General features: G+C 34.4%; 19 protein-coding genes and 1 tRNA gene. 11 read left to right on the top strand and 9 right to left on the bottom strand.

The features are described from left to right. Positions 1-88 precede the first annotated feature (88 nt). From porW to folB, 7 genes are all read right to left on the bottom strand, one after another. Positions 89-2248, bottom strand: coding sequence for a type IX secretion system periplasmic lipoprotein PorW/SprE (porW, locus tag ACXGQW_RS07120; RefSeq protein ID WP_457821442.1), 2160 nt, complete (start codon positions 2246-2248; stop codon positions 89-91). Positions 2249-2317: 69 nt separating this feature from the next. Then, the gene (locus ACXGQW_RS07115; RefSeq protein WP_457821440.1) at positions 2318-3271 is read right to left on the bottom strand and encodes an NAD(P)H-dependent flavin oxidoreductase; all 954 of its coding nucleotides are present in this window, start codon (positions 3269-3271) and stop codon (positions 2318-2320) included. A 260-nt stretch (positions 3272-3531) separates the two neighbouring features. Continuing rightward, positions 3532-5361: a M1 family metallopeptidase gene (locus tag ACXGQW_RS07110; RefSeq protein WP_457821438.1), complete on the bottom strand. Its 1830-nt coding sequence runs from the start codon at positions 5359-5361 to the stop codon at positions 3532-3534. A 62-nt stretch (positions 5362-5423) separates the two neighbouring features. Further along, positions 5424-7082 carry a S8 family peptidase gene (locus ACXGQW_RS07105; protein WP_457821436.1) on the bottom strand — a complete coding sequence of 553 codons (1659 nt, stop codon included), beginning with the start codon at positions 7080-7082 and terminating at the stop codon, positions 5424-5426. Then, entirely contained in the window at positions 7079-7942 is an 864-nt protein-coding gene (locus ACXGQW_RS07100) for an MBL fold metallo-hydrolase (protein ID WP_457821434.1), read from the bottom strand. Before ACXGQW_RS07100 ends, ACXGQW_RS07105 begins: the two co-directional genes overlap by 4 nt. A gap of 108 nt (positions 7943-8050) precedes the next feature. Continuing rightward, positions 8051-8124 (bottom strand) — tRNA-Cys (locus tag ACXGQW_RS07095). Between the two features lie 64 nt (positions 8125-8188). Then, on the bottom strand, positions 8189-8548 hold the full coding sequence (gene folB, locus ACXGQW_RS07090; protein WP_457821432.1) for a dihydroneopterin aldolase: 360 nt from the start codon (positions 8546-8548) through the stop codon (positions 8189-8191). Positions 8549-8822: 274 nt separating this feature from the next. On the opposite strand from folB, the gene ACXGQW_RS07085 reads away from it, so the two are divergent. From ACXGQW_RS07085 to ACXGQW_RS07075, 3 genes are all read left to right on the top strand, one after another. Next, positions 8823-10913, top strand: coding sequence for a glutamine--tRNA ligase/YqeY domain fusion protein (locus ACXGQW_RS07085; protein WP_457821430.1), 2091 nt, complete (start codon positions 8823-8825; stop codon positions 10911-10913). A 129-nt stretch (positions 10914-11042) separates the two neighbouring features. After that, the gene (gene trxA, locus ACXGQW_RS07080) at positions 11043-11402 is read left to right on the top strand and encodes a thioredoxin (RefSeq protein WP_457821428.1); all 360 of its coding nucleotides are present in this window, start codon (positions 11043-11045) and stop codon (positions 11400-11402) included. 349 nt (positions 11403-11751) lie between these two features. After that, the gene (locus ACXGQW_RS07075) at positions 11752-13104 is read left to right on the top strand and encodes a UDP-N-acetylmuramate--L-alanine ligase (RefSeq protein ID WP_457821426.1); all 1353 of its coding nucleotides are present in this window, start codon (positions 11752-11754) and stop codon (positions 13102-13104) included. A gap of 36 nt (positions 13105-13140) precedes the next feature. Here the strand turns inward: ACXGQW_RS07075 and ACXGQW_RS07070 are convergent, their stop codons facing one another. Together ACXGQW_RS07070 and ACXGQW_RS07065 are read right to left on the bottom strand one after the other, a co-directional pair. Then, positions 13141-14574 carry a sulfatase gene (locus tag ACXGQW_RS07070; protein ID WP_457821424.1) on the bottom strand — a complete coding sequence of 478 codons (1434 nt, stop codon included), beginning with the start codon at positions 14572-14574 and terminating at the stop codon, positions 13141-13143. Between the two features lie 80 nt (positions 14575-14654). Continuing rightward, complete coding sequence (locus ACXGQW_RS07065) at positions 14655-15167, bottom strand: hypothetical protein (protein WP_457821423.1); 513 nt, start codon at positions 15165-15167, stop codon at positions 14655-14657. 201 nt (positions 15168-15368) lie between these two features. On the opposite strand from ACXGQW_RS07065, the gene secDF reads away from it, so the two are divergent. The 8 genes from secDF (at position 15369) to obgE (ending at position 23736) form a co-directional block, all read left to right on the top strand. Further along, positions 15369-18323, top strand: coding sequence for a protein translocase subunit SecDF (secDF, locus tag ACXGQW_RS07060; protein ID WP_457821421.1), 2955 nt, complete (start codon positions 15369-15371; stop codon positions 18321-18323). A 116-nt stretch (positions 18324-18439) separates the two neighbouring features. Then, a complete protein-coding gene (gene hpt / locus ACXGQW_RS07055) occupies positions 18440-18973 on the top strand; it encodes a hypoxanthine phosphoribosyltransferase (RefSeq protein WP_457821420.1) in 534 nt (177 codons plus the stop codon). A gap of 66 nt (positions 18974-19039) precedes the next feature. Next, complete coding sequence (locus ACXGQW_RS07050; RefSeq protein ID WP_457821418.1) at positions 19040-19423, top strand: thioredoxin fold domain-containing protein; 384 nt, start codon at positions 19040-19042, stop codon at positions 19421-19423. Next, positions 19423-20349: an FAD:protein FMN transferase gene (locus tag ACXGQW_RS07045; RefSeq protein WP_457821416.1), complete on the top strand. Its 927-nt coding sequence runs from the start codon at positions 19423-19425 to the stop codon at positions 20347-20349. The genes ACXGQW_RS07050 and ACXGQW_RS07045 overlap by 1 nt, the downstream gene beginning before the upstream one ends. Continuing rightward, positions 20339-20548, top strand: a complete 210-nt coding sequence (locus ACXGQW_RS07040; protein WP_457821414.1) for a DUF4266 domain-containing protein — start codon at positions 20339-20341, stop codon at positions 20546-20548. The genes ACXGQW_RS07045 and ACXGQW_RS07040 overlap by 11 nt, the downstream gene beginning before the upstream one ends. A gap of 9 nt (positions 20549-20557) precedes the next feature. Beyond that, a complete protein-coding gene (locus tag ACXGQW_RS07035; protein ID WP_457821413.1) occupies positions 20558-21754 on the top strand; it encodes a DUF3570 domain-containing protein in 1197 nt (398 codons plus the stop codon). Between the two features lie 306 nt (positions 21755-22060). Next, positions 22061-22633: an adenylate kinase gene (locus ACXGQW_RS07030; RefSeq protein ID WP_457821411.1), complete on the top strand. Its 573-nt coding sequence runs from the start codon at positions 22061-22063 to the stop codon at positions 22631-22633. Positions 22634-22737: 104 nt separating this feature from the next. Next, a complete protein-coding gene (obgE, locus tag ACXGQW_RS07025) occupies positions 22738-23736 on the top strand; it encodes a GTPase ObgE (protein WP_457821409.1) in 999 nt (332 codons plus the stop codon). The last annotated feature ends 100 nt before the right edge of the window (positions 23737-23836 follow it).

The raw sequence follows: 23836 nt of genomic DNA, 5'->3' as shown, positions 1-23836 counted from the left end.
CGATGCACGATGATACCGTTTTTAAAATGGTCATTTGTAGATGATTGTTATTATAAAACCGTATCGAAAAACTCAATTTTTCTAACAATTAAATAGCTCCACCGTTATTTAATAATTCTTCTGCCTTTTTAGCTTCTACCGTGTTCGGATATCGTAACTTAATTTCTTTTAGTAACTGGTTAAAAGCTTTTTGCCCCTTGGTTTTCGCTTGCAAATAAGCATTTAACAACGCGTACTTTGCCGCTAAAGGGCTGTCTCCGTAAGATTGTAAGGCTTGTCTCATTTCCTCCTGAGCTGCTGCAATGGAATTTACTGTATACAAATCGTATATGATTTGATAGCACTCTTGATAAGCATCTATATTTTTAGCTTCGGATTCGCTATTGTCATTCGCAACTAAATGCGCAAACGACGAATTTGGAAATTCTGATAATAGCTTTTGTTTATATACGTTGGCATTTGCCACCTCACCAGATTCGTTATAAATTTTAAATAATCTGTAAAAGGCTCCAATTGTTAAGTCTTTTCTGGGGTTAAAATTTACCAAATCTTTTAGTTTTTCAACAGCCAAATCTTTCTCTCCTAATTGGCTGTAGTACGCATTCCCCAATTCATAGTAATTTAAGTTTCTACTCTTAGCAATGCTATCTAAAAACCTAGGACTTCTATCAATTCTATCCAAGTAATAAGCTACTTCGTACTTGTTAGAAATCTCTATTTTTTCTGTTGATAATGTGTCATTTTCAACCTCTTCTAATATTCGTTTTCTATTCAAAGATTTCGCATACCAATTTTTACTTCGAGTAGTTACTTGCCACAATTCTAAGAAAGCATCTTTCCCTTTGGTTCTCTGTGTGTTATTATAAAAATACCAATCGGAATTGTCGTCGAAAGCAATTCTGTTTTGCTTCGCTAGTTCCCTTAACTCTTTTATACGTTGTCTTTTTTCTTCTTCTTTGATTTTTTCTATGTAATCTTCAAAAAATAGTTTAGCCTTATCCTCTGTAAAAGCAGCAATCATCAGCAAACTATCATTAGCTTTTGCTTCGGAAGCTAGCCCTACTACTTTTTCTAAACTTTTGGATTTTCTTTTAATTCTGACAACTGTTTTGGATTTTTTGTTTTGAGCTACATCTACCAAACTATCATAGTATGATTTTGCTACTGGGTATTTTTTTTCGTCGTAAGAAATATCTCCCAATTTTTCATACGATAGCATAATTTGATTGACATCTCGTATGGAACTTTGAATAGATTGTGTAAAAAATTGTTTGGCTTGGGTGATGGAATCTGTAGCCTCGTATATCAATCCCTTTTCGTATAACAAAGCCCCTATGTAAGGTCTGTTTTTAGTTACAAAAATTAGTCTATTGATTTTTTTCAGAAATTCTTCTGTAGACAGTTCATCAAGATGATTATTGATTTTTTCTAATTTGGCTTGAATTTTAAATTTATACAACCCTTTAGGCATTTCTATTGCTCTGTCAAACGCTTTGTCAGAAGCTACCACATCTCCTTGTTCTGCGTAAGCCTGCCCCAAAATAAATGCGACTCTTGAGGCTACAGACCCTCTTTCTAAGGCATTTAATGCGTTTTCCAAATGCTCTATGATAGGCTCTAAGCTATCTTTATTTTTTTCAAGAGCCATCACAACACCTATCTCTGCTTGCTGTCTAGCTTCTGGAGTTAGTTTGGGCGATTTTAACAACCTTTCTAAGGCTTTTTTTCCAAAATTGGTATTTCCTAAATGAATATTGCTTTTGGCTCTCCATATAACCGTTTCGTATATCAAACTTGCGCTCGGATAGTTTCTTATAATATATTCAAAGGCCTCTAACGCTGGACCAAATCTTTTGGTATAATATCTAGATTTACCTAACAATAAATAGGCTTCGTCAATCTGACTGTTTCTTTCTTCACCAGCAATTAGCATGGAATGTTTTTGAATAGCTTTAACGGCTTTTTCTTCAGCACGTTCAAAATCTTCTTGACCAATGGGAGCTACTTCTTCTCCTAAATCTTGCTGGGCATAAAAACTAAAAGGCTCAATAGGTAGTATGTCTCTATAATCGTCTACAAAAGTTTGCTCTACTTTGCCTAACCCTTTGTCATAAGCAACTTTACCGTTGTAATAAACGTTAAATTTAGTAACTAAAGCGTGGTATTTTCTATTTAAAAACCGATCCTTTCTTGTACTACAAGAAACTAAAGAGATTACTAATAATAAATATATAACAAGGTGTTTCACAAAAAACAAACTAGATAATAAGGTTATTTACAGCACAAATATAACGTTCTAACTATAAAGGAATTGTGCTTAGACTATAAATCTATCTATAATTTTGGATACGGGCTGTATTTCTTTGGTAAATTCAATAGTTGGACCAGCTACCCATACATTTTTATAAGTCACTTTTTTTGCGGAGGATATTACGTCTTGAGTTCCTTTTAAATACCTCAACAACTTCACCCATTTTTTTAAAAAGCTATATCTGTACATTATTTTTTCAATCCAAGTTTCATCTAATCCCACTTTTTGAACGTACGGAGTATTTATAACTGTGCAGGGAGTTCCAGATATTTTCTTAGTCATCACAATATCTTTTTCTCCGTAATGAACGCAGGCATTTTTATAAGCCTCAGACACTTGAGATTCTACAGAAGCTATAAAAGGGCTCCCTATAGAGGCACCTGCAGCTCCATAAGACATTACCAAACTCAAATCTCTACTACACCCTATTCCTCCCGCAGAAATTACAGGTAAATTAGTGTTATTTACCAATTCCTTAATTAATTCTTTAGGGCTCAAACTCCCTCGGTGACCTCCTGCCTTATTATTAACGGCGATTAGAGCATCGCAACCCAATGATTCTGCTTTTTTGGCGTGATTCAAATTTACCACATCACAAAAAACTTTAATCCCGGATCTTTTGGCTTTTACAATAACCTCTTTGGGACTACCTAAAGACGTAATGATAAAATCTACTCCCTCCTCGCAACAAATTTTTAATTGCTCCTTGTATTTTAAGTTAGAAGCATTAACAATAATATTAATCCCAAAAGCTCCATTATGAGTTTTATGAGCTTTCATTTCTCTTATTGCAATTCGTAATTCTTTGGGTTTTCTATAGTTTAATGCTGGTATGCAACCTGCTCCACCTTTTTGCATGGCAGCTATTACCATTTGCGTGTTAGATACCAAAAACATGGGAGCTATTAAAAATGGCAGGTCAATACCTAATAGTTGTTGTAACGTTTTTAGTTGAGGCATTAATTTTTATGGAATTATCATGAATAAAAATTTGTTTAAACGGTACAACAAAGTTTGTTTAAGATACTCTTTTAAATTCACTTAGCGTGAATTTGACTTGATTGAAATGGAACTTTAAAATCATCCCTTTAATAACCTTTCATGACAAATAATATTTAAGAAATAAACTTTAAAACAAGAGATACTCTTATTGCAAAATTCTTTCCTAATTTTTATCTAACTGATTAATTTTTCTTGCGTGTAGCGAGCACCAACTTATGTTATTTTCTCTCCCAAACGTTGTTATCTCTATCAACATCAACCATTTTGTTCAACGCATCCACAGTCAATTTTTTAAAAGGTTTTTTCAACTCAAAGGTGTAAGTAGGTTTTGCCCACGCCCAATCTGGTAGAATCTTCGCATTTATTTCTTTTTCACCTCTCATGATATCTAAAGGAATGTATAAAACTTCTTTGCTATTATCTTCATAAACAACTTCAACTTCAATAGGCATAGGCATATCGCCTTTTCTATGTAAAGTAATTGTATTTGTTAATGGGGTGAAAATTTCATAATCTATAGCAGACGTAGTTTGAGTCCAATAATTCAAGTACCAATCTAAGTGCAAACCAGAGATTTTTTCTGCTATCCTTATAAAATCTGATGGTTTGGGGTGCCTAAAAGCATAATCTTTAAAATACTTCTGTAACGTACGTATAACATACTTTTCCCCTATTATGTACTCTAGTTGATGTAAAAAAAGTGCTCCTTTGTTGTAAGATGAAATTCCGTACCCATAACTGTAATGATAAGCATCTCCATGCGTAGTTAAAGGTTGTTCAATTTCGTAAGATCGTAATTTTTTGTAGTTGTCATACATTCTCACAAATCCATCAACTTTCTCCTCAAAAATATGATCTTCAATTTTAGTGGAAATATAGGTGGTAAATCCCTCATCCATCCAAGCGTGTTTAGTTTCATTACTCGCTAACAAAAACTGAAACCACGAATGTGCTAGCTCGTGAGCTACAACACCTACCAAACTCTTATAAGACCTATCTCCTGTAATTAATGTACACATAGCATATTCCATTCCTCCATCGCCTCCCTGAATCACGGTGTACTGTTTGTAAGGGTATTTCCCTACATGCGCATTATAAAACGCAAATAGCTGATCCATAATCAAAGGCAATTTATCCCAAGATTCCTTTTTTTCTTCTGATAATGAATTTTTGTATAAAAAGTGTACTAGGGGTCCGTTGGGAACTTGATGTTTTGTATGATGATAATCATCGTCCGCAGCCCAAGAGAAATCATGAACGTTTGGAGCTTTAAATTTCCAAGTTATCTTACCGTCCTTTATTTTTTGCTTGAAGGGTTTAGCTTGAATTTGATAACCATGCCCAACCTCTCGAGGATTTTGCAAGTATCCAGAACCACCAATCACATAATTTTTATCAATTGTAATATCAACTTCATAATCTCCCCAGTCCGCATAAAATTCAGCCCCTAAATACGGATTCGCATGCCAACCTTCATCATCATAGGCAGCTAGTTTTGGGTACCATTGAGTCATGGACAAAGCCACACCTTCTTTGTTATTTCTTCCGGATCTTCTGACTTGCAAAGGTACTTGACCTTCAAAACTCATTTCCAAACAAGTTTTCCTGCCAGCTTTTATGGGTGTATTCAGTTCTACTTCTAAAATAGTTCCCTCTATATGGTATTTTAATGGTTTTCCTTTCTGCGTTAAGCTCAATATCTTGATGTATCCTTGCTCTTCTGGCTTTAGTAAAGCTATCTTACTTTTGTTTATGGGGTTTTCCTTGGTCCCAATATTTTTTACAACTCTAGAGTCAGGATCTTTCATGTTTTGGATGTTAACGTCCATGGCACTCCCTGGTTGAAAAGCATTATTGTACAAATGATAATATACTTTAGCCAAGTCTTCCTTAGAATTGTTCTTATATTTCACCTCCTGAAATCCTTTGTATTGATAGGTTTCTAACTCCATATCAATCGCCATTTTGTAATCTACTTTCTGTTGCCAGTTTTGTGCATTTACGCAAAATGAGCAGAAAAACAACCCCAAAATTAATCCTTTCACCATCTTTCTTAGGTATAAAAATACCAGCCTGTAAGCAAGCTGGCATCATTAAAAAAATATTTTATTTATTTGATTTGGCTAACGATGGCATCTGCCATTTTAACCGCATTGTAAGCATTCACCAACCTACCGCTCACAGAAATATCTGATAGCTTTACTTTTTCACCATTTCCTCCTGGTAATAACACTTTGTTAGTAACCAAAGTTCCAGAATTCATAATGATGTGTTTCACTTGACTTGCAGACAATTGTGGATAGTAAGAACGTATTAAAGCTGCCACCCCTGCCGTAGCTGGAGAAGCCATTGAAGTTCCACTCAACATTTTGTATTGATTGTCAGGTATGGTGTTATATATATCGTGACCAGGAGCAAATACATCTACACTTTTTTTACCGTAATTGGTAAAATCAGCTAACAAGTTATCATTGTAGTAACGAGTCGTGGCTCCGATGGTAATAAAATTGTCAGCTATTTCCTTAGCATTATCAACATCTTTAGGGAAACTAGGTTTGTCATCAATATTTTGTGCATCATTACCTGCAGCATTTACAATGAGCACATCTTTTTTCTCTGCATATTTAATTGCATCATAAACCCACTTCGCTTTTGGAGAATATCCTTTTCCAAAACTTGTATTAATTACTTTAGCTCCGTTATCCACAGCATATCTAATACCTAAAGCAACGTCTTTATCGTACTCATCTCCGTTAGGCACCACTCTTACAGCCATTAACTTAGCTTTTTCTGCAATTCCATTAACCCCTGTATTGTTATTCCTTTTGGCCAGTATAATTCCTGAAACGTGTGTTCCATGAATTTCATCTTCTGCCTGATCTTTCACGTTATTATCCCCATAAATTTTAGTCTTCATAGAGTAAGCATCGTCATTCAGTCCTGCTCTACCATCAAATTCTAAATTATAATAAGTGTTTACCTTTGAAGTGTAATATGTAATTGCTGGCTCTATTTGCTCTATTTGTTGTTCAACAGTACTTCCAGCTTCTAAAATTTTAACTACAATTTGTTTTTTAGCATTTACGTAATCAAAGTCAGATTTGGTGTTTTTCACTTCTTCCAAAGTATAAGTATCTTTACCTACCAACTTTTTAACCACAGCATCTGCATCTTTTAACATATTTTGATATTGCATGTATTGCTCCTGACCTTTCTTAGCCTCAGACAAACTCGCTTTAAAATCTTCTTCTAAAGCCTTAAAAGCCAAATAATCATCGGCATCTTTCTTTTTAATATCGATAGATGTTTTCCCTTCATACTTTGGTTTTAGCTTTCTGTACAATCTGGTAATTTCTAAAGTTTCGTCATAAGTAGAACCTAAAAAATTCCATCCATGTACATCATCAATAAATCCATTTTTATCGTCGTCTTTCCCGTTACCAGAAATCTCCTTGGGGTTTATCCAAAGTTTATCTTTTAAATCTTCATGATCTATATCCGTTCCAGAATCTGTCACAGCTACAATCACCTCAACAGATGGTTTGTTCTTTAAGAATTCGTAGGCCTTTGCCAAGCTAATTCCAGGGATAGAATCTTTTGCCAAATCTAAATGCGACCAATTATTTAATTCATCCTCGTTAAAAACTTGTTTAGCTTGAATGACTACTGGATTATTCTCTCCTTGGGGAATTGCGATGTTTTTAACGCTATTACAACTGACCACAAAAACTCCTAAAGTGATAATTGAGGTGTACTTTGCTAATTTCATTGATTAAATATTTCTTTAAATGTATAGGTTTCTTTTAGTCTAACTCCCTTTTCTGTGTGCTGTACGGTACAAATTTCGTGATTCGCATCGTGTTGCATAAACAACAAATATTCATTTTCAACAGCTTCGTTCAAAAATAATTCTTTTTCAGACATGGTTTGTAGTGGTCTCACATCAAAACTCATGACATATGGCAGTGGAATATGACCCACCGTTGGCAACAAATCTGCTATAAAAACAACTGTTTGTCCTTTGTATTTAATGATAGGAATCATTTGTTTTTCCGTATGACCATCAGCATAAAATATGCCAAAACCTAATTCTGACGTTTTTGTTTGTTTATCTCCTGTAATGGCTACAAATTTTAACTGGCCTGAATCTTTTATTGGGTTGATATTTTCTGATAAAAAAGATGCTTTTTCTCTGGGATTCGGTTCTGTTGCCCATTGCCAATGATTTGCATTGGACCAGAATACTGCATTTTTAAACGCGGGTTCTAAGTAAGCTCTATCTTTACTCCACTGAATCGCTCCTCCAACATGGTCAAAATGTAAATGTGTTAAAAATACATCTGTGATATCGTCTCTGTGAAAGCCGTATTTTGCCATAGAGATATCTAAACTAAAATCTCCCCATGGACCAAAGTGACTAAAAAATTTATCACTTTGCTTATTGCCTAATCCCGTATCTATTAAAATCAAACGTTCTCCATCTTCTATCAACAAACAACGCATACCAATATCTATTTTATTGGTAGCATCTGCTGGATTTGTTTTTTGCCATATAGCTTTGGGTACTACACCAAACATGGCTCCGCCATCTAATTTAAAGTTTCCAGATTCTATAGGGTATAATGTCACCGTTGCAAATTTACTATGCAATATATAATATTGACCGCGACCGCTCATCATTATTTTAGAAATAATTGTAAAACAAAAAACCATCACTAATTAGTGATGGTTTTTATTTGGAGGCGTCGAGCGGATTCGAACCGCTGTAGACGGTTTTGCAGACCGCTGCCTAGCCACTCGGCCACAACGCCAAATGCGATTGCAAATTTACATAAAAATGTAGTTTACGCAATACTCTTTTAATACTTTTTTTGACTAGTCTCTCTTTTTAGTCATTTCTATAGTTACAGCCTCTACGTCCCCACCAATTGGAGGATTTAGCTTGGATAATGCAACGGTAGCCTTATCAATTAAAGGAATTTCTCTAAACAACCTATCCAAAACTCTATCTACCACGTGCTCTAGCAATTCAGAACGTTGCAACACCTCTTCTTCTACAATTTTATTGATATGTACATAATCTACTGTGTCTGCAAGCTTATCTGATTTTGCGGATTTGCTTAAATCTGCCTCTACTTCTACATCTACTCTGTAGTGTGAACCTATTTTAGCTTCTTCTTGCAAACAACCATGATTGCTATAAATTCTGATATTCTTTACTTTGATAGTTCCCATCTGAAACAAACTTTTTAGTAATTGCAAATCTACATTTAATCGCAAACATATTACATCTATTTTGAATTGTTGATATACTGCTAAAACCAAATCCTAATTGGGGTGTTTTGCTTAACACTACTCATCAAACCTACTCAGTTATCTTGCCTTATAATTCTCAAATAATTTACAGTTCATTAAACAAAGTATATATCTGTATTATATCCTTTAGTAATTCCATAAGATTGTAGAAGTTTTTTAACTTTGTTTTCTTAATTTTTTATTAGAACAGATAATGGCAGACGAAAAAAAATCTTTAAACTTTATAGAACAAATTATAGAAGATGATTTGAAAAATGGTTTATCCCAAGATCAGCTTCGTTTTCGTTTCCCTCCAGAACCCAATGGATATTTGCATATAGGACACGCTGCCTCTATTTGTTTAAATTTTGGTTTGGGAGAAAAATACAACGCTCCTGTTAACTTACGTTTTGACGATACGAATCCTGCCAAAGAAGAACAAGAATACGTAGATGCTATCAAACGTGATGTGAAGTGGCTAGGTTTTGAATGGGACAAAGAATTGTATTCTTCTGACTATTTTCAGCAGTTATATGATTGGACTATTGAAATTATTAAAGCAGGAAATGCTTATGTTGACTTACAATCTTCCGAGGAAATCGCTAAACAAAAAGGAACTCCCACAGAACCTGGAGTTGAGGGACCCTACAGAAATACTTCGGTTGAAGAAAACTTGGCTTTGTTTAAAAAAATGAAGAATGGTGAGTTTGATGAAGGTGAGGCTATTTTGCGTGCCAAAATTGACATGACTCATAACAACATGCATATGCGTGATCCTATCATGTATCGTATTCTTAAAAAAGCACATCATCGAACAGGAAATGACTGGATCATCTACCCAATGTACGACTGGACTCATGGCGAATCTGATTATTTAGAACAGATCACACATTCTTTATGTACACTAGAATTTAAAAGTCATAGAGATTTGTATGAATGGTATTTAGCTCAGGTTGTAGATACCAATAAAATACAGCCTAAACAACGTGAATTTGCTCGTAGAAATATTAGTTATACAGTAATGAGCAAACGTAAATTATTACAATTGGTTCAAGAAAATCACGTTGCAGGGTGGGACGACCCACGTATGCCTACTATTTCTGGATTGAGACGAAGGGGTTACACTCCAAATTCTATCAAAAAATTTAGTGAGATTGCTGGTATTTCTAAAAGAGATAATGTAACGGATGTTGCTTTGTTAGAATTTTGCATTAAAGATGAATTAAACAAAACTGCTCCTAGGGTAATGGCTGTTTTAGACCCTATTAAACTAGTAATTGATAATTACCCCTCTGACAAAGAAGAAATTTTAACGGCTGAAAATAATCCTGAGGACGAAAATGCGGGTACACGTGAAGTTCCTTTTGCTAAGGAATTGTTTATTGAGAGAGAAGATTTTAGGGAGCAAGCTAATAAAAAGTTTTTCCGCTTGAAGTTGGATGGAGAAGTACGTTTAAAAAATGCCTATATCGTAAAAGCAACCTCTGTTGAAAAAGATGAAAATGGAAATATTACCGTAATTCATTGTTTAGCAGATTTGGATTCTAGATCTGGATCTGGAACAGAAGCCAGCCAACGTAGAGTAAAAGGAACCATTCATTGGGCATCTACAAAACATGCTGTTACATCTGAAGTTCGTTTGTACGATAGATTATTTAAAGATGAAGCTCCTGACAGTCACAAAGACATCGATTTTAAAGAATTCATCAATCCAAACTCATTAAAAGTGATTGATGCTTTTGTTGAACCTAGTTTATTAAGTGCTAAGTCTGGTGAAAGATTTCAATTTCAACGTAAAGGATACTTTTGCGTAGATACAGATAGCAATTCTAATCAACTAATTTTTAATAGAACTGTGGGCTTAACAGATTCTTGGGCTAAGCAAGAAAAAAAGCAATCTGCTCCAAAAAACGACCCTTCTTTTGATGTGATTGTTCCTTTAGCAGGGAAATACTTAAAAGCGAGATCTAACGAGGACAGAGCTGCTTTGATAGCCTCTATTCGACCCTTAACTGAGAAAGTTAATAGAGAAGTTTTGTCTGGTAAATTAAAGGAGGCTATTGCCAATAAAGATGTTTTGGCTGGATTATTAGTTTTAAAGTTCATCGGAATTAATACTGATGATGAAAAAGCGTTTTTGCAAAAATCTTTGGCAATGAAAAACGGTGCTATTAAGTTAGAAGCCATCAACATTATAGTTAGCAATCAAAAATTGTTAGACGATCATAAAGAGGCTTTGGAAAATATCTTGGCACAAGAAAAAAGTCCTTACATCAAAGAAATCATAGAAAATGCTATAAAATAAACACCTCTCATTAAAGGATTTAGACAACGAATCATAAGTATTTATTGTCAATTTAATGAAATGTAATATTTCAGTAATTCATACGACTACTTTGGTGAATTATATAAAAGAATACCTAAAATAATTAACATGGTACAAACAATAACAAAACAAGATTTTTTAGATAAAGTATTTAATTTTGAAGCTTCTCAGGAATGGGATTTTGCTGGAGATGTTCCTGCAATTGTAGATTTTTATGCTGATTGGTGTGGACCCTGTAAAGCATTAGCTCCGTTATTAGATGACCTAAGTAAAGAATATGATGGAAAAATAAACATCTACAAAGTAGACACTGAAGCAGAGCAAGAGTTGGCGGGAGCTTTTGGAATTCGTTCTATTCCTTCTTTATTATTCTGCCCTAAAGGGGAAAAACCGCAAATGGCTCAAGGGGCTTTACCTAAGCAACAGTTTGAAGAGTTAATCAAAAATATTTTAAAAGTAGAAAAGTAAAATTTTTGTACGATACCTTATAGTTAGAACGCTGCTTGAATAATTAAGCAGCGTTTTTTTGTTTATGATGTTCTGGCGAGCTCGAGAACAAAACAGTAGATTAAAACTAGTCAACTCAAAAATTTGTAACGTTGATGAGATATCGCATTAAGTGCAGCATGACGATAAAGCGACAACTTAACTTAGTGGTGTTCGAGCGGAGTCGAGAATAAAATTAATAACCCTAATTCATTGAACCTAGTGAGACCTAGAAAACTCTTATCAACTACTTTTTTACAAGTAACACATACGACAAGCCTGTAGACAACATACATTTTATATCTTTACTCTATCTAAAGATCTAAAGGAGATGAATATACATTTTATTGCTATTGGGGGGAGTGCCATGCACAATTTAGCTATTGCGTTGCACAAAAAAGGATATCAAATTACGGGTAGTGATGACACCATTTTTGAACCCTCTAAAACTAGATTAGCAAAACACAATTTGCTCCCTTTAACTTTTGGGTGGTACCCAGAAAAAATAAACAAAAATTTAGATGCCATCATTCTAGGTATGCATGCCAAACCAGACAACCCAGAGTTGTTAAAAGCACAAGAACTTGGACTTAAAATATACTCTTATCCAGAATTTTTATACGAACAATCAAAGAACAAAACTAGAGTTGTAATTGGTGGGTCTCATGGGAAAACGACCATTACTTCTATGATTTTACACGTATTAAACTATCACGATGTTAAGGTTGATTACATGGTAGGAGCGCAATTAGAAGGTTTTGATACCATGGTGCACCTTACAGAAGAAAACGAATTTATGGTTTTAGAAGGTGACGAATACTTATCTAGCCCCATAGACATGAGACCCAAATTTCATTTATATAAACCTAATATAGCCTTGCTAAGCGGAATTGCATGGGACCATATCAACGTATTTCCAACCTTTGATAACTATCTTGAACAGTTCTCTATTTTTACAGATAGTTTAACTCCTGGTGGAATTATGGTGTATAACGAAGAAGATATTGAGGTAAAAAAAATAGTGGAATCATCTAATCACCCTATCAAAAAATACCCTTACGCAACTCCCGATTATCAGATAGAAAATGGCATTACACTACTCGATACTCCCGAAGGTGATATGCCTCTAGAAATTTTTGGAAAACATAATCTACAAAATTTGGCTGGAGCCAAGTGGATTTGCCAGCACATGGGAGTTGGAGAAGAAGATTTTTATGAAGCTATTGAGAGTTTTAAGGGGGCTAGTAAACGACTAGAAAAGATAACTGAAAGTAAAAATTCTGTTATTTTTAAAGACTTTGCGCACTCTCCCAGTAAAGTGGCAGCTACTACAACTGCCGTAAAAAATCAATATAATGACAGAACTGTTTTGGCATGTTTGGAATTACATACTTACAGCAGTTTAAATGCTGAGTTTTTAAATGAATATGAAGGTGCTTTAGACAAAGCAGACAAAGCGGTTGTATTTTATTCTCCAAAAGCAGTCGCTATTAAGCAGCTTAATGAAGTTACTCAGCAGCAAATTAAGGAGGCTTTTAAAAGAGATGACTTAATTATCTTTACCAATCCTACGGAGTTTAAATCGTTCTTATTTTCTGAGAACTTAAATAACACAGCAACTTTATTGATGAGTTCTGGTAACTATGGAGGTTTAGATTTTGAAGAAGTTAAAAAATTAGTGTAGAAACAAATTCGTACGAATTATTCTTGGATTACTCCATTAGTGCTTTTTCTTCAACCAAAAATTTTCTTTCTCAGCATCGTAATTCAAATTTTCAGTTGGATGTTGTGCTTTAACTTTGAGTTTCCAGTTATTTAAGTCATTTAATAATTCCTTGGTTTTATCTGGATATTGATTTGCCAAATTTTCAGTTTCTCCAATATCATTTTTCAAATGGTATAGTTGTGGCTGAGCTTCTTCATATACTTGAATTAACTTCCAATCTCCTTTTCTAATGGCACTGTAAGGTTTTGCTCCTTCTGGGTGATAATGTGGATAATGCCAATATATCGCATCTCTCTCTAAAGCTTTGTCTTGCAGCAATAGGGGCTGTAAATTAGCTCCATCAATATCACTATTTGGTGTGTAATCGTTATCTACCATACTTAACAAGGTAGGATAGATATCTGTAGAAATTACGGGGGTTTCGTTTATTACTCCTGCTTTAATTTTAGAAGTCCATTTGAATATCATCGGTACTCTTACACCTCCTTCGTACATATCTCCTTTACCTGAACGCAACGGAAAGTTATCAGTAATTAGTTTGTTCTTACTATTCCCAATAATTCCTCCATTATCACTATGAAAAACAATAATGGTATTATCGTAGATTCCTGCTTTCTCTAAAGATTTAATAACACCTCCCAAAGCATCATCCATGTGGGCAACCATAGCCGCATAAGTAGTGTTTTTATGACGTGCATTTTTCGAAACTCTAGTATTAAAATAATTAATTTTATCTTTTTTAGCTTGTAACGGTAAGTGAACGTTATACAGCCAAAAGTTCATAAAGAAAGGACTTTCACAATGATTTTTTATATAAGCAGCTGCTTCTTGGGTTAATCTTTCGGTTAGATACTCACCCTTAACACCGTCTTTCATTCTAGGATTTTTATAGGGACTAAAATACCCTTGCCCCCCTCTTTTCTTTGGAGATCCTGCACTATGTCCCCCAACATTCATATCAAAACCCTGGTGTTCTGGCCAGTATTTCTCGTCTTCTCCCAAATGCCATTTACCCAAGTGAATAGTGGAATAACCTCTATTTTTAAATGCTTCTGCAAGTGTGATTTCTTCTAAATCCAGTTTCTGATTCCAATCTGGAATTTTCATTTTTGCGTAAGGTTTCTTGTGTCCCTCAATCCAATCTGTTACACGCAATTTTGCAGGGTATTTACCAGTCATGATACTTGCTCTTGTAGGAGAACAAACAGTACAAGAGGCATAAGCATTGTTGAATAAGGTTCCTTCGGATATTAATCGATCTAAGTTTGGAGTTTCATACAAGTCACTTCCTAAGGCTCCACCATCTTTCCAGTCTAAATCATCAACTAAAAACAAAATTACGTTCGGTTGTTTATTTTTTTGAGCGTTTGTTACCAAACAAAAAAACATCAATAAAATATAGGAAACATTTTTTAACACTGAAATCATTCTTTTAGCTTCAAAATTCAGTTCAAGATAGGATAAAAAACACAACTAGTTCAGAGTTATTATTACTACGAAGTTGCTCGCTAAAAACTTTTTCCAATCCCAATTCCAATGGATACTGCATATCCATCATTCAACTTTTGATCGTAGAATACATTGGGAGCTACATCCCAGTGATGCCCTAAGGTTAAATCGTATTCTATTCCTAGTCTTATAATATTTTCGGTCTTGCGTTCCTCAAACACAAAACCAGGTCCGACCACGAACTCAATATGCTCTATCGGATTCCATACTACATCAAAGGTGAGTACTATGGGATACTCCCTTTCTACCCTAACATCATCAACCGTTGGTGTTAGCTCGTTGGTAATGAGTTCGATATCGCTAAAGACACCAATGCCCCAATGATTGTTTAGCCAATATTCATAATCTAAACCAAACGTGGGAATTGATAGTATTTCGTTGTTATCCAATGAAACATAGGAATGACCCAGTACTAATGCTACTCTATGCTTAGCTTCTTCGTGCTCTTGAGCCCAAGATGTTTTAAACAAAAAAACAACTACAATTAACAATATAATTTTACACTTTGCCATACAAAACTATTTGATGTTTTAAATTTACGAACACATAATACTCTTGAATTTGAAAAGGAGGTGGATTTACGAAAACGTGTGAAAATTAGGTTAACATTTTGAATATCTTAACAATTCGGTTCTAAAATTAGACTTTATTCAGTCGAAATATTATATTTGCGGACTTACATAAAATTTAGTTGAGAAAACACACATAAAAAAATGCAAAACAAGGGACTTATCAGATTATTTGCCATCCTTTTCGGATTGGTTAGTTTGTACTCTTTATCTTTTACTTTTTTCGCAAATAAAGTAGAAAAAGAGGCCAAAACTTATGCTAAAGCTAACGCAGAAGAAAACAATGGTAGAGAAATTGCTAGACTAGAAAAAGCATATTTAGATTCTGTTGCCAATGTACCAGGTGTATTAGGGTTTGGAGAATTTACTTACAACGACATTAAAGACAAAGAAATTAACTTGGGGTTAGATTTAAAAGGAGGTATTAACGCCACTTTACAGGTATCTGTAAAAGATATTTTAATTGGTTTGACCAACGAATCTAAAAACCCAATTTTTAACCAAGCTTTAGAGGCTGCTACCGAAGATCAGAAAAACTCTTCTAAAAGCTATTTTGAGTTATTTTACGAAGCTTTTGAAGAGCTGGCTGGAGATACTAAATTGAGTGACCCTAGCATTTTTGGAACTAAAAATTTAAGAGAAAAAATAACCTCTGAAACTTCTAATTCAGAAGTTAAAGAGATTATTGCTGGTGAAATCGATGCTTCTATCTCTACTGCGTTTCAAGTATTACGTTCTCGTATTGATAAGTTTGGGGTAACGCAACCTAACATTCAAAGAATTGGGACTTCTGGTAGAATTTTAATCGAATTACCGGGAGCTAAAGATGTTGAGCGTGTAAAAAAATTACTACAATCTACAGCGGAATTACAGTTTTGGGAAGTATATACAGGTCAAGAATTAGTTCAATTCTTAGTATCCGCTAATCAGCAAGTAGCAGAAACAGTTGAGGTTGAAGAAACTCCTGAAGCTGATGCGAAAGGTGATAATGATATTGATGAGTTATTAGGTGATGTAGAAAATGATTCTATCAAAGCTGCCAACTCTAAAACGGTTAGTTTATTTACGTATTTACAACCTACAGGACAACCATCTTCTGTAATTGGGTATGCCAAAGTTAAAGATACGGCCAAAGTAAACGCTTACCTTAATAAAAAAGAAGTTAGAAATCTTTTAACTGGTGATTTTAAATACACTAAGTTTTTATGGGATGCCAAATCTACTGATGATGTTTTACCATTATACGCTATTAAATCTAATAGAAAAGACGAAGCTCCTATTGAAGGAGATGTCATTTCTGATGCAAGCCAACAGTTTGACCAATTAGGAGCAAATCCTGAGGTAAGCATGACAATGAACGGAAATGGTACTAAGTTATGGGCTAAAATGACAGGTAACAACGTAGGTAAGTTTGTAGCTGTAGTTTTAGATGATTACGTATATACTGCTCCTAGAGTAAACGATGCAATTACAGGAGGAAGAACTTCTATCTCTGGAAACTTTACCATTGAAGAAGCTACCGATTTAGCCAATGTTTTAAAAGCTGGTAAATTACCTGCTGCTGCTCATATTATCCAATCTGAGGTGGTAGGACCTTCGTTAGGTCAAGAAGCCATTAACGCTTCTATGATTTCTTTTGCCATTGCTATCTTATTGGTTTTAGCATGGATGATTTTGTACTACGGAAAAGCTGGATGGTATGCCAATGTAGCTTTATTGGTTAACATTTTATTCATCTTTGGAGTATTAACCTCTTTTGGTGCTGTGTTAACATTGCCAGGTATTGCAGGTATTATTTTAACCATTGGTATGTCTGTAGATGCGAACGTAATTATTTTCGAAAGAATTAAAGAAAACCTAAAATCTGGGCAAGGAATTGGATTAGCCATTGATAACGGGTTTAGCATCAAAGGAGCTTTATCTGCTATTATTGATGCCAACATTACTACCTTATTAACGGGTGGTATTTTATATGTATTTGGAACAGGACCTATTCAAGGTTTTGCCTTTACTTTAATTGTAGGTATTTTAACTTCTTTATTTACAGCCATCTTTATCACAAGAATGTTGTTGGATGGAGCTACTACCAAAGGAAAGACATTGGCATTTACTACACCAACTACTAAAAATTGGTTTACGAACATCAACATAGAATTTTTACAGAAGCGTAAGTTAGCTTACATCATTTCTGGAGCCGTAATTGTAATTGGGTTGATTTCTCTATTTACAAACGGATTAAACTATGGTGTAGACTTTGTTGGAGGTAGAACCTATACAGTTCGCTTTGAGCAGGCTGTTAATCCTTCTGATGCTGCAGCTTCGTTAAAAGAAATTTTTGGATCGGCACCAGAAGTTAAAACTTATGGTAGCGATAACCAATTAAAAGTAACAACCAAATACTTAATTGAAGAAGAAGGTGTTGAGGTTGATACTAAAGTTTTAACTGCTTTGTACAACGGAGTAAAACAATACTTACCAGAAGGAACTACTCTAACAGATTTTAGCGGAGGTTTTGATGGACAAACTATTGGAGTTTTCTCTTATGCCAAAGTAGAACCAACCATTGCTGATGATATTAAAGAATCTGCTGGATGGGCAATTATAGGATCTTTGATCGGGGTGTTCTTATACATTTTATTAAGATTCAAAAAAATGGAATTCTCTTTAGGTGCTGTAGTAGCCGTTTTCCATGATGTTTTAGTAGTATTAGCAGTGTTCTCTATCACTTATAAATTAATGCCATTTGATATGGAAATTGGGCAATCTTTTATTGCTGCTATCTTAACCGTAGTAGGTTATTCTTTAAATGATACCGTGGTTATTTTTGATAGAATCCGTGAGTATACTGCCGAACACTCTAAGTGGTCTAAATTGGATATTGTGAACAAAGGATTGAGTTCTACTTTAGGACGTACAATCAACACTTCTATCACTACCTTGGTGGTACTAATCGCCATTTTCTTATTTGGAGGAGATAGCATTAAAGGATTTATGTTTGCCTTAATTGTTGGGGTATTGGTGGGTACTTATTCATCTTTATTTATTGCCTCTCCAATTATGTACGATTTCGCAAAAAAGAAAGAAAACAAAGAAGCTTAGGCTTTTCAAAATTCTAAATATATCAAACGCTTCATCTTAGGATGGAGCGTTTTTTGTTCATCACAGAATCACTTTACCAAGATTTTACACATCTTTGTTCTTTAACAACATCAACAATGGAAAGGATACAACTACATGATCAATTTTTTAAATCTTATATCTCCAAGCAAGAAATACAAAATGCCGTTAGCAAAATTGCGAACGCTATTGAGAAAGATTACCCAAACGAAACACCCTTGTTTTTAGGAGTACTCAACGGCTCTTTTATGTTTTGTGCAGATTTGCTCAAACACTATAAAAAACCATGTGAAATCAGCTTTATAAAGCTTGCTTCTTATGAAAAAACCAACGCTACAGGAGTTGTGAATGAGCTGATTGGGTTGAATGAAAACTTAACCGATAGATGTGTCATTGTACTTGAAGATATTGTGGACACTGGAAATACCTTAGAAAAGGTCATTGAACTTTTAAAAGAGCAGCCTATTAAACAATTTAAAGTGGCTAGTTTATTTTTAAAACCATCTGTATACAACAAAAAAATTCCTTTAGATTATATTGGAATAGAAATTCCCAATCATTTTATTGTGGGCTATGGTCTAGATTATGATGGATTGGGAAGAAATTTGGATAGTATATATCAACTAGTCTAAATTTTAATTCACTAAGGTTCAGGCAAATCATTAGTTTTTTAAATGAATAATCTTAATATTTGTAACATGAAAAAATTAGTTATTCTCTTTGCGCTTTTTACCTGTCTTTCACATGCCCAAAAATCTAACTACAAACTTGTGGTGTTCGAAGGTTCTGATTGGTGTGTAAACTGTTTAAAACTAGATAAAAAAGTTTTGAAAAACGATGAGTTTACAGCCTTTGTACATCAAAAAAATATTATAGTTACCAAGGTAGACTTTCCGCAAAAAACCAAACTAAGCAAAGAACAGAAAAAACGAAATAAAGAGCTAGCAAAAAAATATCAATTTAAAGGAGCTTTCCCTACGCTCATTTTAGTAAACAGCACTACCCAAAATTATGTTGAACTAAAAGCGCATCGCAAACGTTTGTTGATTCAAGAAATCAACCAACAATTAAAAACTCTGTGATGGAAATTTTTAAAATTTCTAAAAAATTAATGGGTTCAGCTTTTGAGCTTGGCATTGTTGCCAATAATAAAATTCAAGCCGATCATCTTTTAAAAATTGGAATTGATGAGATTGAGAGACTAGAAGAAAAACTGTCTGAATTTTTACCTAATTCTGAAGTGTCTAAAATTAATAACTCAGACCAATTACAAACTGTTAGCAGCGAGTGTTTTGATTTGATTGTTAGAGCCAATCAAATTTCTAAACTCACCCACGGAGATTTTGATATTACCACCAAGCCCCTAAAAAGTTTGTACAACTTTAAAAATTGTGAATTTACTCCTCCTGATAAAAGAGAGATTAAAAAGACTTTGAAAAGTGTGGGTTTCCAAAAACTACAATTAAATAGGGTCGATAAAAGTATACGATGTTCACAGAAAAATATGCAAATTAGCTTTGCTGCTATTGGTAAAGGATATGCCTCGGACAGGGTTAAAAAGATTTGGCTAGATCACCATGTTAAAGCAGGTTATATCAATGCAAGCGGAGACTTAAATGCCTTTGGTTTAAAACCCGATAATCAGCCTTGGAAAGTAACTATTGCAAACCCAGAAAATCCTAAACAAAATCTGTTTAAAATACCCGTTACAGACATGGCTGTAGCCACCTCAGGAAACTATTTTCAATACTTTACCCACAACAATAAAAAGTATTCTCATAACCTAGACCCAAAAACTGGAATTCCTCTTACTAAAATTAAAAGTGTTACTATTTTTTCCCCTAGTGCAGAGCTTTCTGATGCTTTGGCTACAGCAGTTACCGTTAAAGGTGTTAAAAACGGATTGAATTTTATAAATTCGCTACCCAACACACATGGTATCATTATCGATGATAAAGACCAAACTCATTTTTCTAACCACATCAATTTTCATCAGTATGAAATATAAATTGCCCATTGCATTCGCTATTTGTGCGCTTTATGGATGTGCCAATTTAGAACCCTACGAGCGTGTTTACGTCAACGATCCTGAAATGCAAATTGCAGATGATAGTGGACAGAGTTTTCAAAAATATGTGTCTGCCGTTAGAGAGGGAGCTACGCCAGCAACATCAGCCAAAAGCAGCGGAGGTTGTGGTTGTAATTAACGATTTATCATGAGAAAAAAAGTTCTTTACGCTTCTATTCTAAGCTTCTGGTATTTTTCTGGTTTTGGTCAAAAGGAGAAAAAAAATGTTTATCAAACGGATATAGAAACCGTTTATAGGCAATACAATCAGAACGGTAACAATTCTGCCATTACGGGTGGAATTGGAACAGAGAAATTAGATGTTTATGGACTTCAAACTACGCTGAATCAAACAGTCTACAGTCATACCTTAACCGTACAAATTGGAACGGATATTATTTCTTCTGCCTCTACGGATAATATTGATGACATTAAGTCTTCTGCTTCTATTTTAGACCCTAGATACTACGGAGGAATTACCTTGCTAAAAAAATATAAGAATAATTTAAGCGTGTATGCAGGTGGTGGGTTTTCTTTAGAAAGCGACTATTATTCTGATAATTACAAACTTGGTTTTAAAAAAATAAATCCTAATTATCAATATGCTGCAAGTTTTCAATTTTTTAATGATGATTTGCGTTGGGGAAGAGGAAATAGTCAGGTTGGTAGAAAACCTGTAAGACTTATTTACCCAAGTGAATTGCGCTTTAGGGAATGGTACGATACCTACAAAAGGCAATCTTTTAATTTAAACCTAGGCTACCAGCAGGTCATCAATCAAAAGGCAATTGGAGGAATCTACCCTGCCATCACTTATCAAAAAGGGTTGTTAGAAACTCCTTTTCACCGAATTTTCTTTACAGATGGCTCTGGGGCAGTAGAACAACTCCCTGAAACTAGACTGAAACTTGCGTTGGCTGTTAAAATAAATTATTTTTTACTTGGGAAATACATTTTAAAAAATACCCTAAACAATTACACTGATAGCTTTGGAATTACTGCTTTTTCTTTAGAAAATGAAACCAGTATAAAGTTAAAACGAAATTTAATTTTATTACCTAACGTTAGATTTTATACGCAAACCAAGGCAGATGCTTATAAAGGTTTTGGAGAGCATTTAACATCAGACAAATACTATACTTCTGACCCAGATTTGAGTGATTATAACACCTATGCTATTGGGATAGGTCTCAAGTTCAAGCCCATCAATCTCAATAATAAAAAAAGAGGATTTAACAATTACATTCTCCGCTATAGGTTTTATCACAGAGATAACAATTTAAACGGTCATATGATAAGTTTTGTTATTAATTATTCCAATCATTTACTCGACAGCACTCATTAAGTAGCCATACCTACACCCTATTGATTTTTTGGTTAGATAAAATTAAAGACTTGGGGTAATCGTGGTAAAATTCAGCAATCATTTTGTGTAAAACCCTATTTTTTAGCTCCTTAATTCAATTCCCTAATGCTGTTTTCTTTAAACAATCATCTTTAATTAACATTCAAAACCTCTTGATTTTACATCAAACTCTTGTTATCAAAGTAAACAACTTGATATTTTATCAATCCATCGCTTATATGTACATTTGTAGTCTTGTAAATTCATCATATTATTCCCTGACAAACAGGAATTAAACATACTTAAATGAAAAATATAGTTTTATTTGGCCCTCCGGGAGCAGGAAAAGGAACGCAAGCAGACGTATTAAAAGACAAATACAATTTGGTGCACATTTCTACAGGTGACGTATTTCGTTACAACATAAAAAATGAGACAGAATTAGGTTTGTTAGCAAAATCTTACATTGACAACGGAAACTTAGTTCCCGATGAAGTGACGATTAATATGTTAGAAGCAGAAGTTGAAAAGAACCCACAAGCAAAAGGGTTTATTTTTGATGGATTTCCTAGAACTGAATCGCAAGCTGAGGCTTTAGATGCATTTTTATCAAAAAAAGGAGCTACCATTAATGCTATGATTGCTTTAGAAGTAGAAGAAGATGTTTTAGTCACTCGTTTGTTAGAAAGAGGAAAAGTTTCTGGTCGTGCAGATGATCAAGACGAGTCTAAGATTAGAAATCGTTTTAATGAATACAATACCAAAACAGCTATTGTTAAAGATTATTACGAAAAACAAAACAAATATTACGGAATTAACGGGGTGGGTTCTATTGATGGAATCACCGTTTTAATTTCTGACGTTGTAGATACTTTATAGAAGCTTTTTGCTTTACAGCCTTTAGCATCTAGCTTTTTTTGGCTAGATACTAAAGGTTTTTTATTGAGTAGTAACTATAATCATCGCTAAAATCCACATCGAAAATGACTGACGGAAATTTTATTGACTATATAAAAATATACGCTTCTTCTGGTAAAGGAGGTAGTGGTTCTATGCACTTACATAGAGAAAAGTACATAGAAAAAGGAGGACCTGATGGTGGTGATGGAGGTCGTGGTGGCCACGTAATCTTAAAAGGAAACAAGGATTTGTGGACCCTGCACCATTTGCGCTTTTTGAAGCACACAAGAGCAGGACATGGTGGTGATGGTAGTGCGAGTAGAAGTACTGGTGCAGACGGTGAAGATAAATACTTAGAAGTACCTTTAGGAACAATTGTTCGAAATGCAGATACGCAAGAAATTATGTTTGAAGTAACCGAGCATGAGCAAGAAATTATGTTATGCGAAGGAGGTAAAGGTGGTTTAGGAAACTGGCACTTTAAGAGTTCTACCAATCAGACTCCTAGATACGCGCAACCAGGAATGCCTATCAACGATGGGTGGTTTCAAATAGAACTAAAAATTTTAGCAGATGTTGGTTTGGTAGGGTTTCCTAACGCTGGTAAATCTACCTTGCTTTCTGTAGTAACGGCTGCCAAACCTAAAATTGCAGATTATGCTTTTACCACATTAAAGCCTAATATTGGAATTGTAGGTTATAGAGACTTTCAGAGTTTTGTGATGGCAGACATCCCTGGTATTATTGAAGGTGCTAACGAGGGTAAAGGCTTGGGACATTATTTTTTACGTCATATAGAACGTAACTCAACTTTGCTATTTATGATTCCTGCAGATTCTGATGATATTAGAACCGATTATAAAATTTTACTGAACGAATTGAAACTCCATAACCCAGAGCTACTTCATAAGGATAGATTATTAGCAATTACTAAGTCTGACATGTTAGATGAAGAATTACAGCAAGAAATGGAGCAAGAGCTACCAGAAGGCATCAAAACCATGTTTATTTCTTCGGTTGCGAACATCGGTATTACAGAACTTAAAGATGAACTTTGGAAAATGTTGAACAAAAGCTTGTAAATAGCTATTAATGAACTTGTACAAAAAACCTTATCAAACTAAACTGATAAGGTTTTTTGCTTTTAACGAACTGTATTGTGGTAAGTATCTATAAAAAAGC

This window comes from Wenyingzhuangia sp. IMCC45533 (genome assembly GCF_054111225.1).
This window is presented reverse-complemented; position numbering and strand designations above follow the sequence as displayed.

Coding starts and splice junctions, on each gene's coding strand:
- ACXGQW_RS07050 (WP_457821418.1), top strand. CDS start 19,040: ATGAAAAAATTAGTTATTCTCTTTGCGCTTTTTACCTGTCTTTCACAT.
- ACXGQW_RS07110 (WP_457821438.1), bottom strand. CDS start 5,361: ATGGTGAAAGGATTAATTTTGGGGTTGTTTTTCTGCTCATTTTGCGTA.
- ACXGQW_RS07070 (WP_457821424.1), bottom strand. CDS start 14,574: ATGATTTCAGTGTTAAAAAATGTTTCCTATATTTTATTGATGTTTTTT.
- hpt (WP_457821420.1), top strand. CDS start 18,440: ATGGAAAGGATACAACTACATGATCAATTTTTTAAATCTTATATCTCC.
- secDF (WP_457821421.1), top strand. CDS start 15,369: ATGCAAAACAAGGGACTTATCAGATTATTTGCCATCCTTTTCGGATTG.
- ACXGQW_RS07075 (WP_457821426.1), top strand. CDS start 11,752: ATGAATATACATTTTATTGCTATTGGGGGGAGTGCCATGCACAATTTA.
- trxA (WP_457821428.1), top strand. CDS start 11,043: ATGGTACAAACAATAACAAAACAAGATTTTTTAGATAAAGTATTTAAT.
- ACXGQW_RS07085 (WP_457821430.1), top strand. CDS start 8,823: ATGGCAGACGAAAAAAAATCTTTAAACTTTATAGAACAAATTATAGAA.
- ACXGQW_RS07065 (WP_457821423.1), bottom strand. CDS start 15,167: ATGGCAAAGTGTAAAATTATATTGTTAATTGTAGTTGTTTTTTTGTTT.
- ACXGQW_RS07030 (WP_457821411.1), top strand. CDS start 22,061: ATGAAAAATATAGTTTTATTTGGCCCTCCGGGAGCAGGAAAAGGAACG.
- obgE (WP_457821409.1), top strand. CDS start 22,738: ATGACTGACGGAAATTTTATTGACTATATAAAAATATACGCTTCTTCT.
- ACXGQW_RS07035 (WP_457821413.1), top strand. CDS start 20,558: ATGAGAAAAAAAGTTCTTTACGCTTCTATTCTAAGCTTCTGGTATTTT.
- ACXGQW_RS07045 (WP_457821416.1), top strand. CDS start 19,423: ATGGAAATTTTTAAAATTTCTAAAAAATTAATGGGTTCAGCTTTTGAG.
- ACXGQW_RS07105 (WP_457821436.1), bottom strand. CDS start 7,082: ATGAAATTAGCAAAGTACACCTCAATTATCACTTTAGGAGTTTTTGTG.
- ACXGQW_RS07040 (WP_457821414.1), top strand. CDS start 20,339: ATGAAATATAAATTGCCCATTGCATTCGCTATTTGTGCGCTTTATGGA.
- ACXGQW_RS07115 (WP_457821440.1), bottom strand. CDS start 3,271: ATGCCTCAACTAAAAACGTTACAACAACTATTAGGTATTGACCTGCCA.
- folB (WP_457821432.1), bottom strand. CDS start 8,548: ATGGGAACTATCAAAGTAAAGAATATCAGAATTTATAGCAATCATGGT.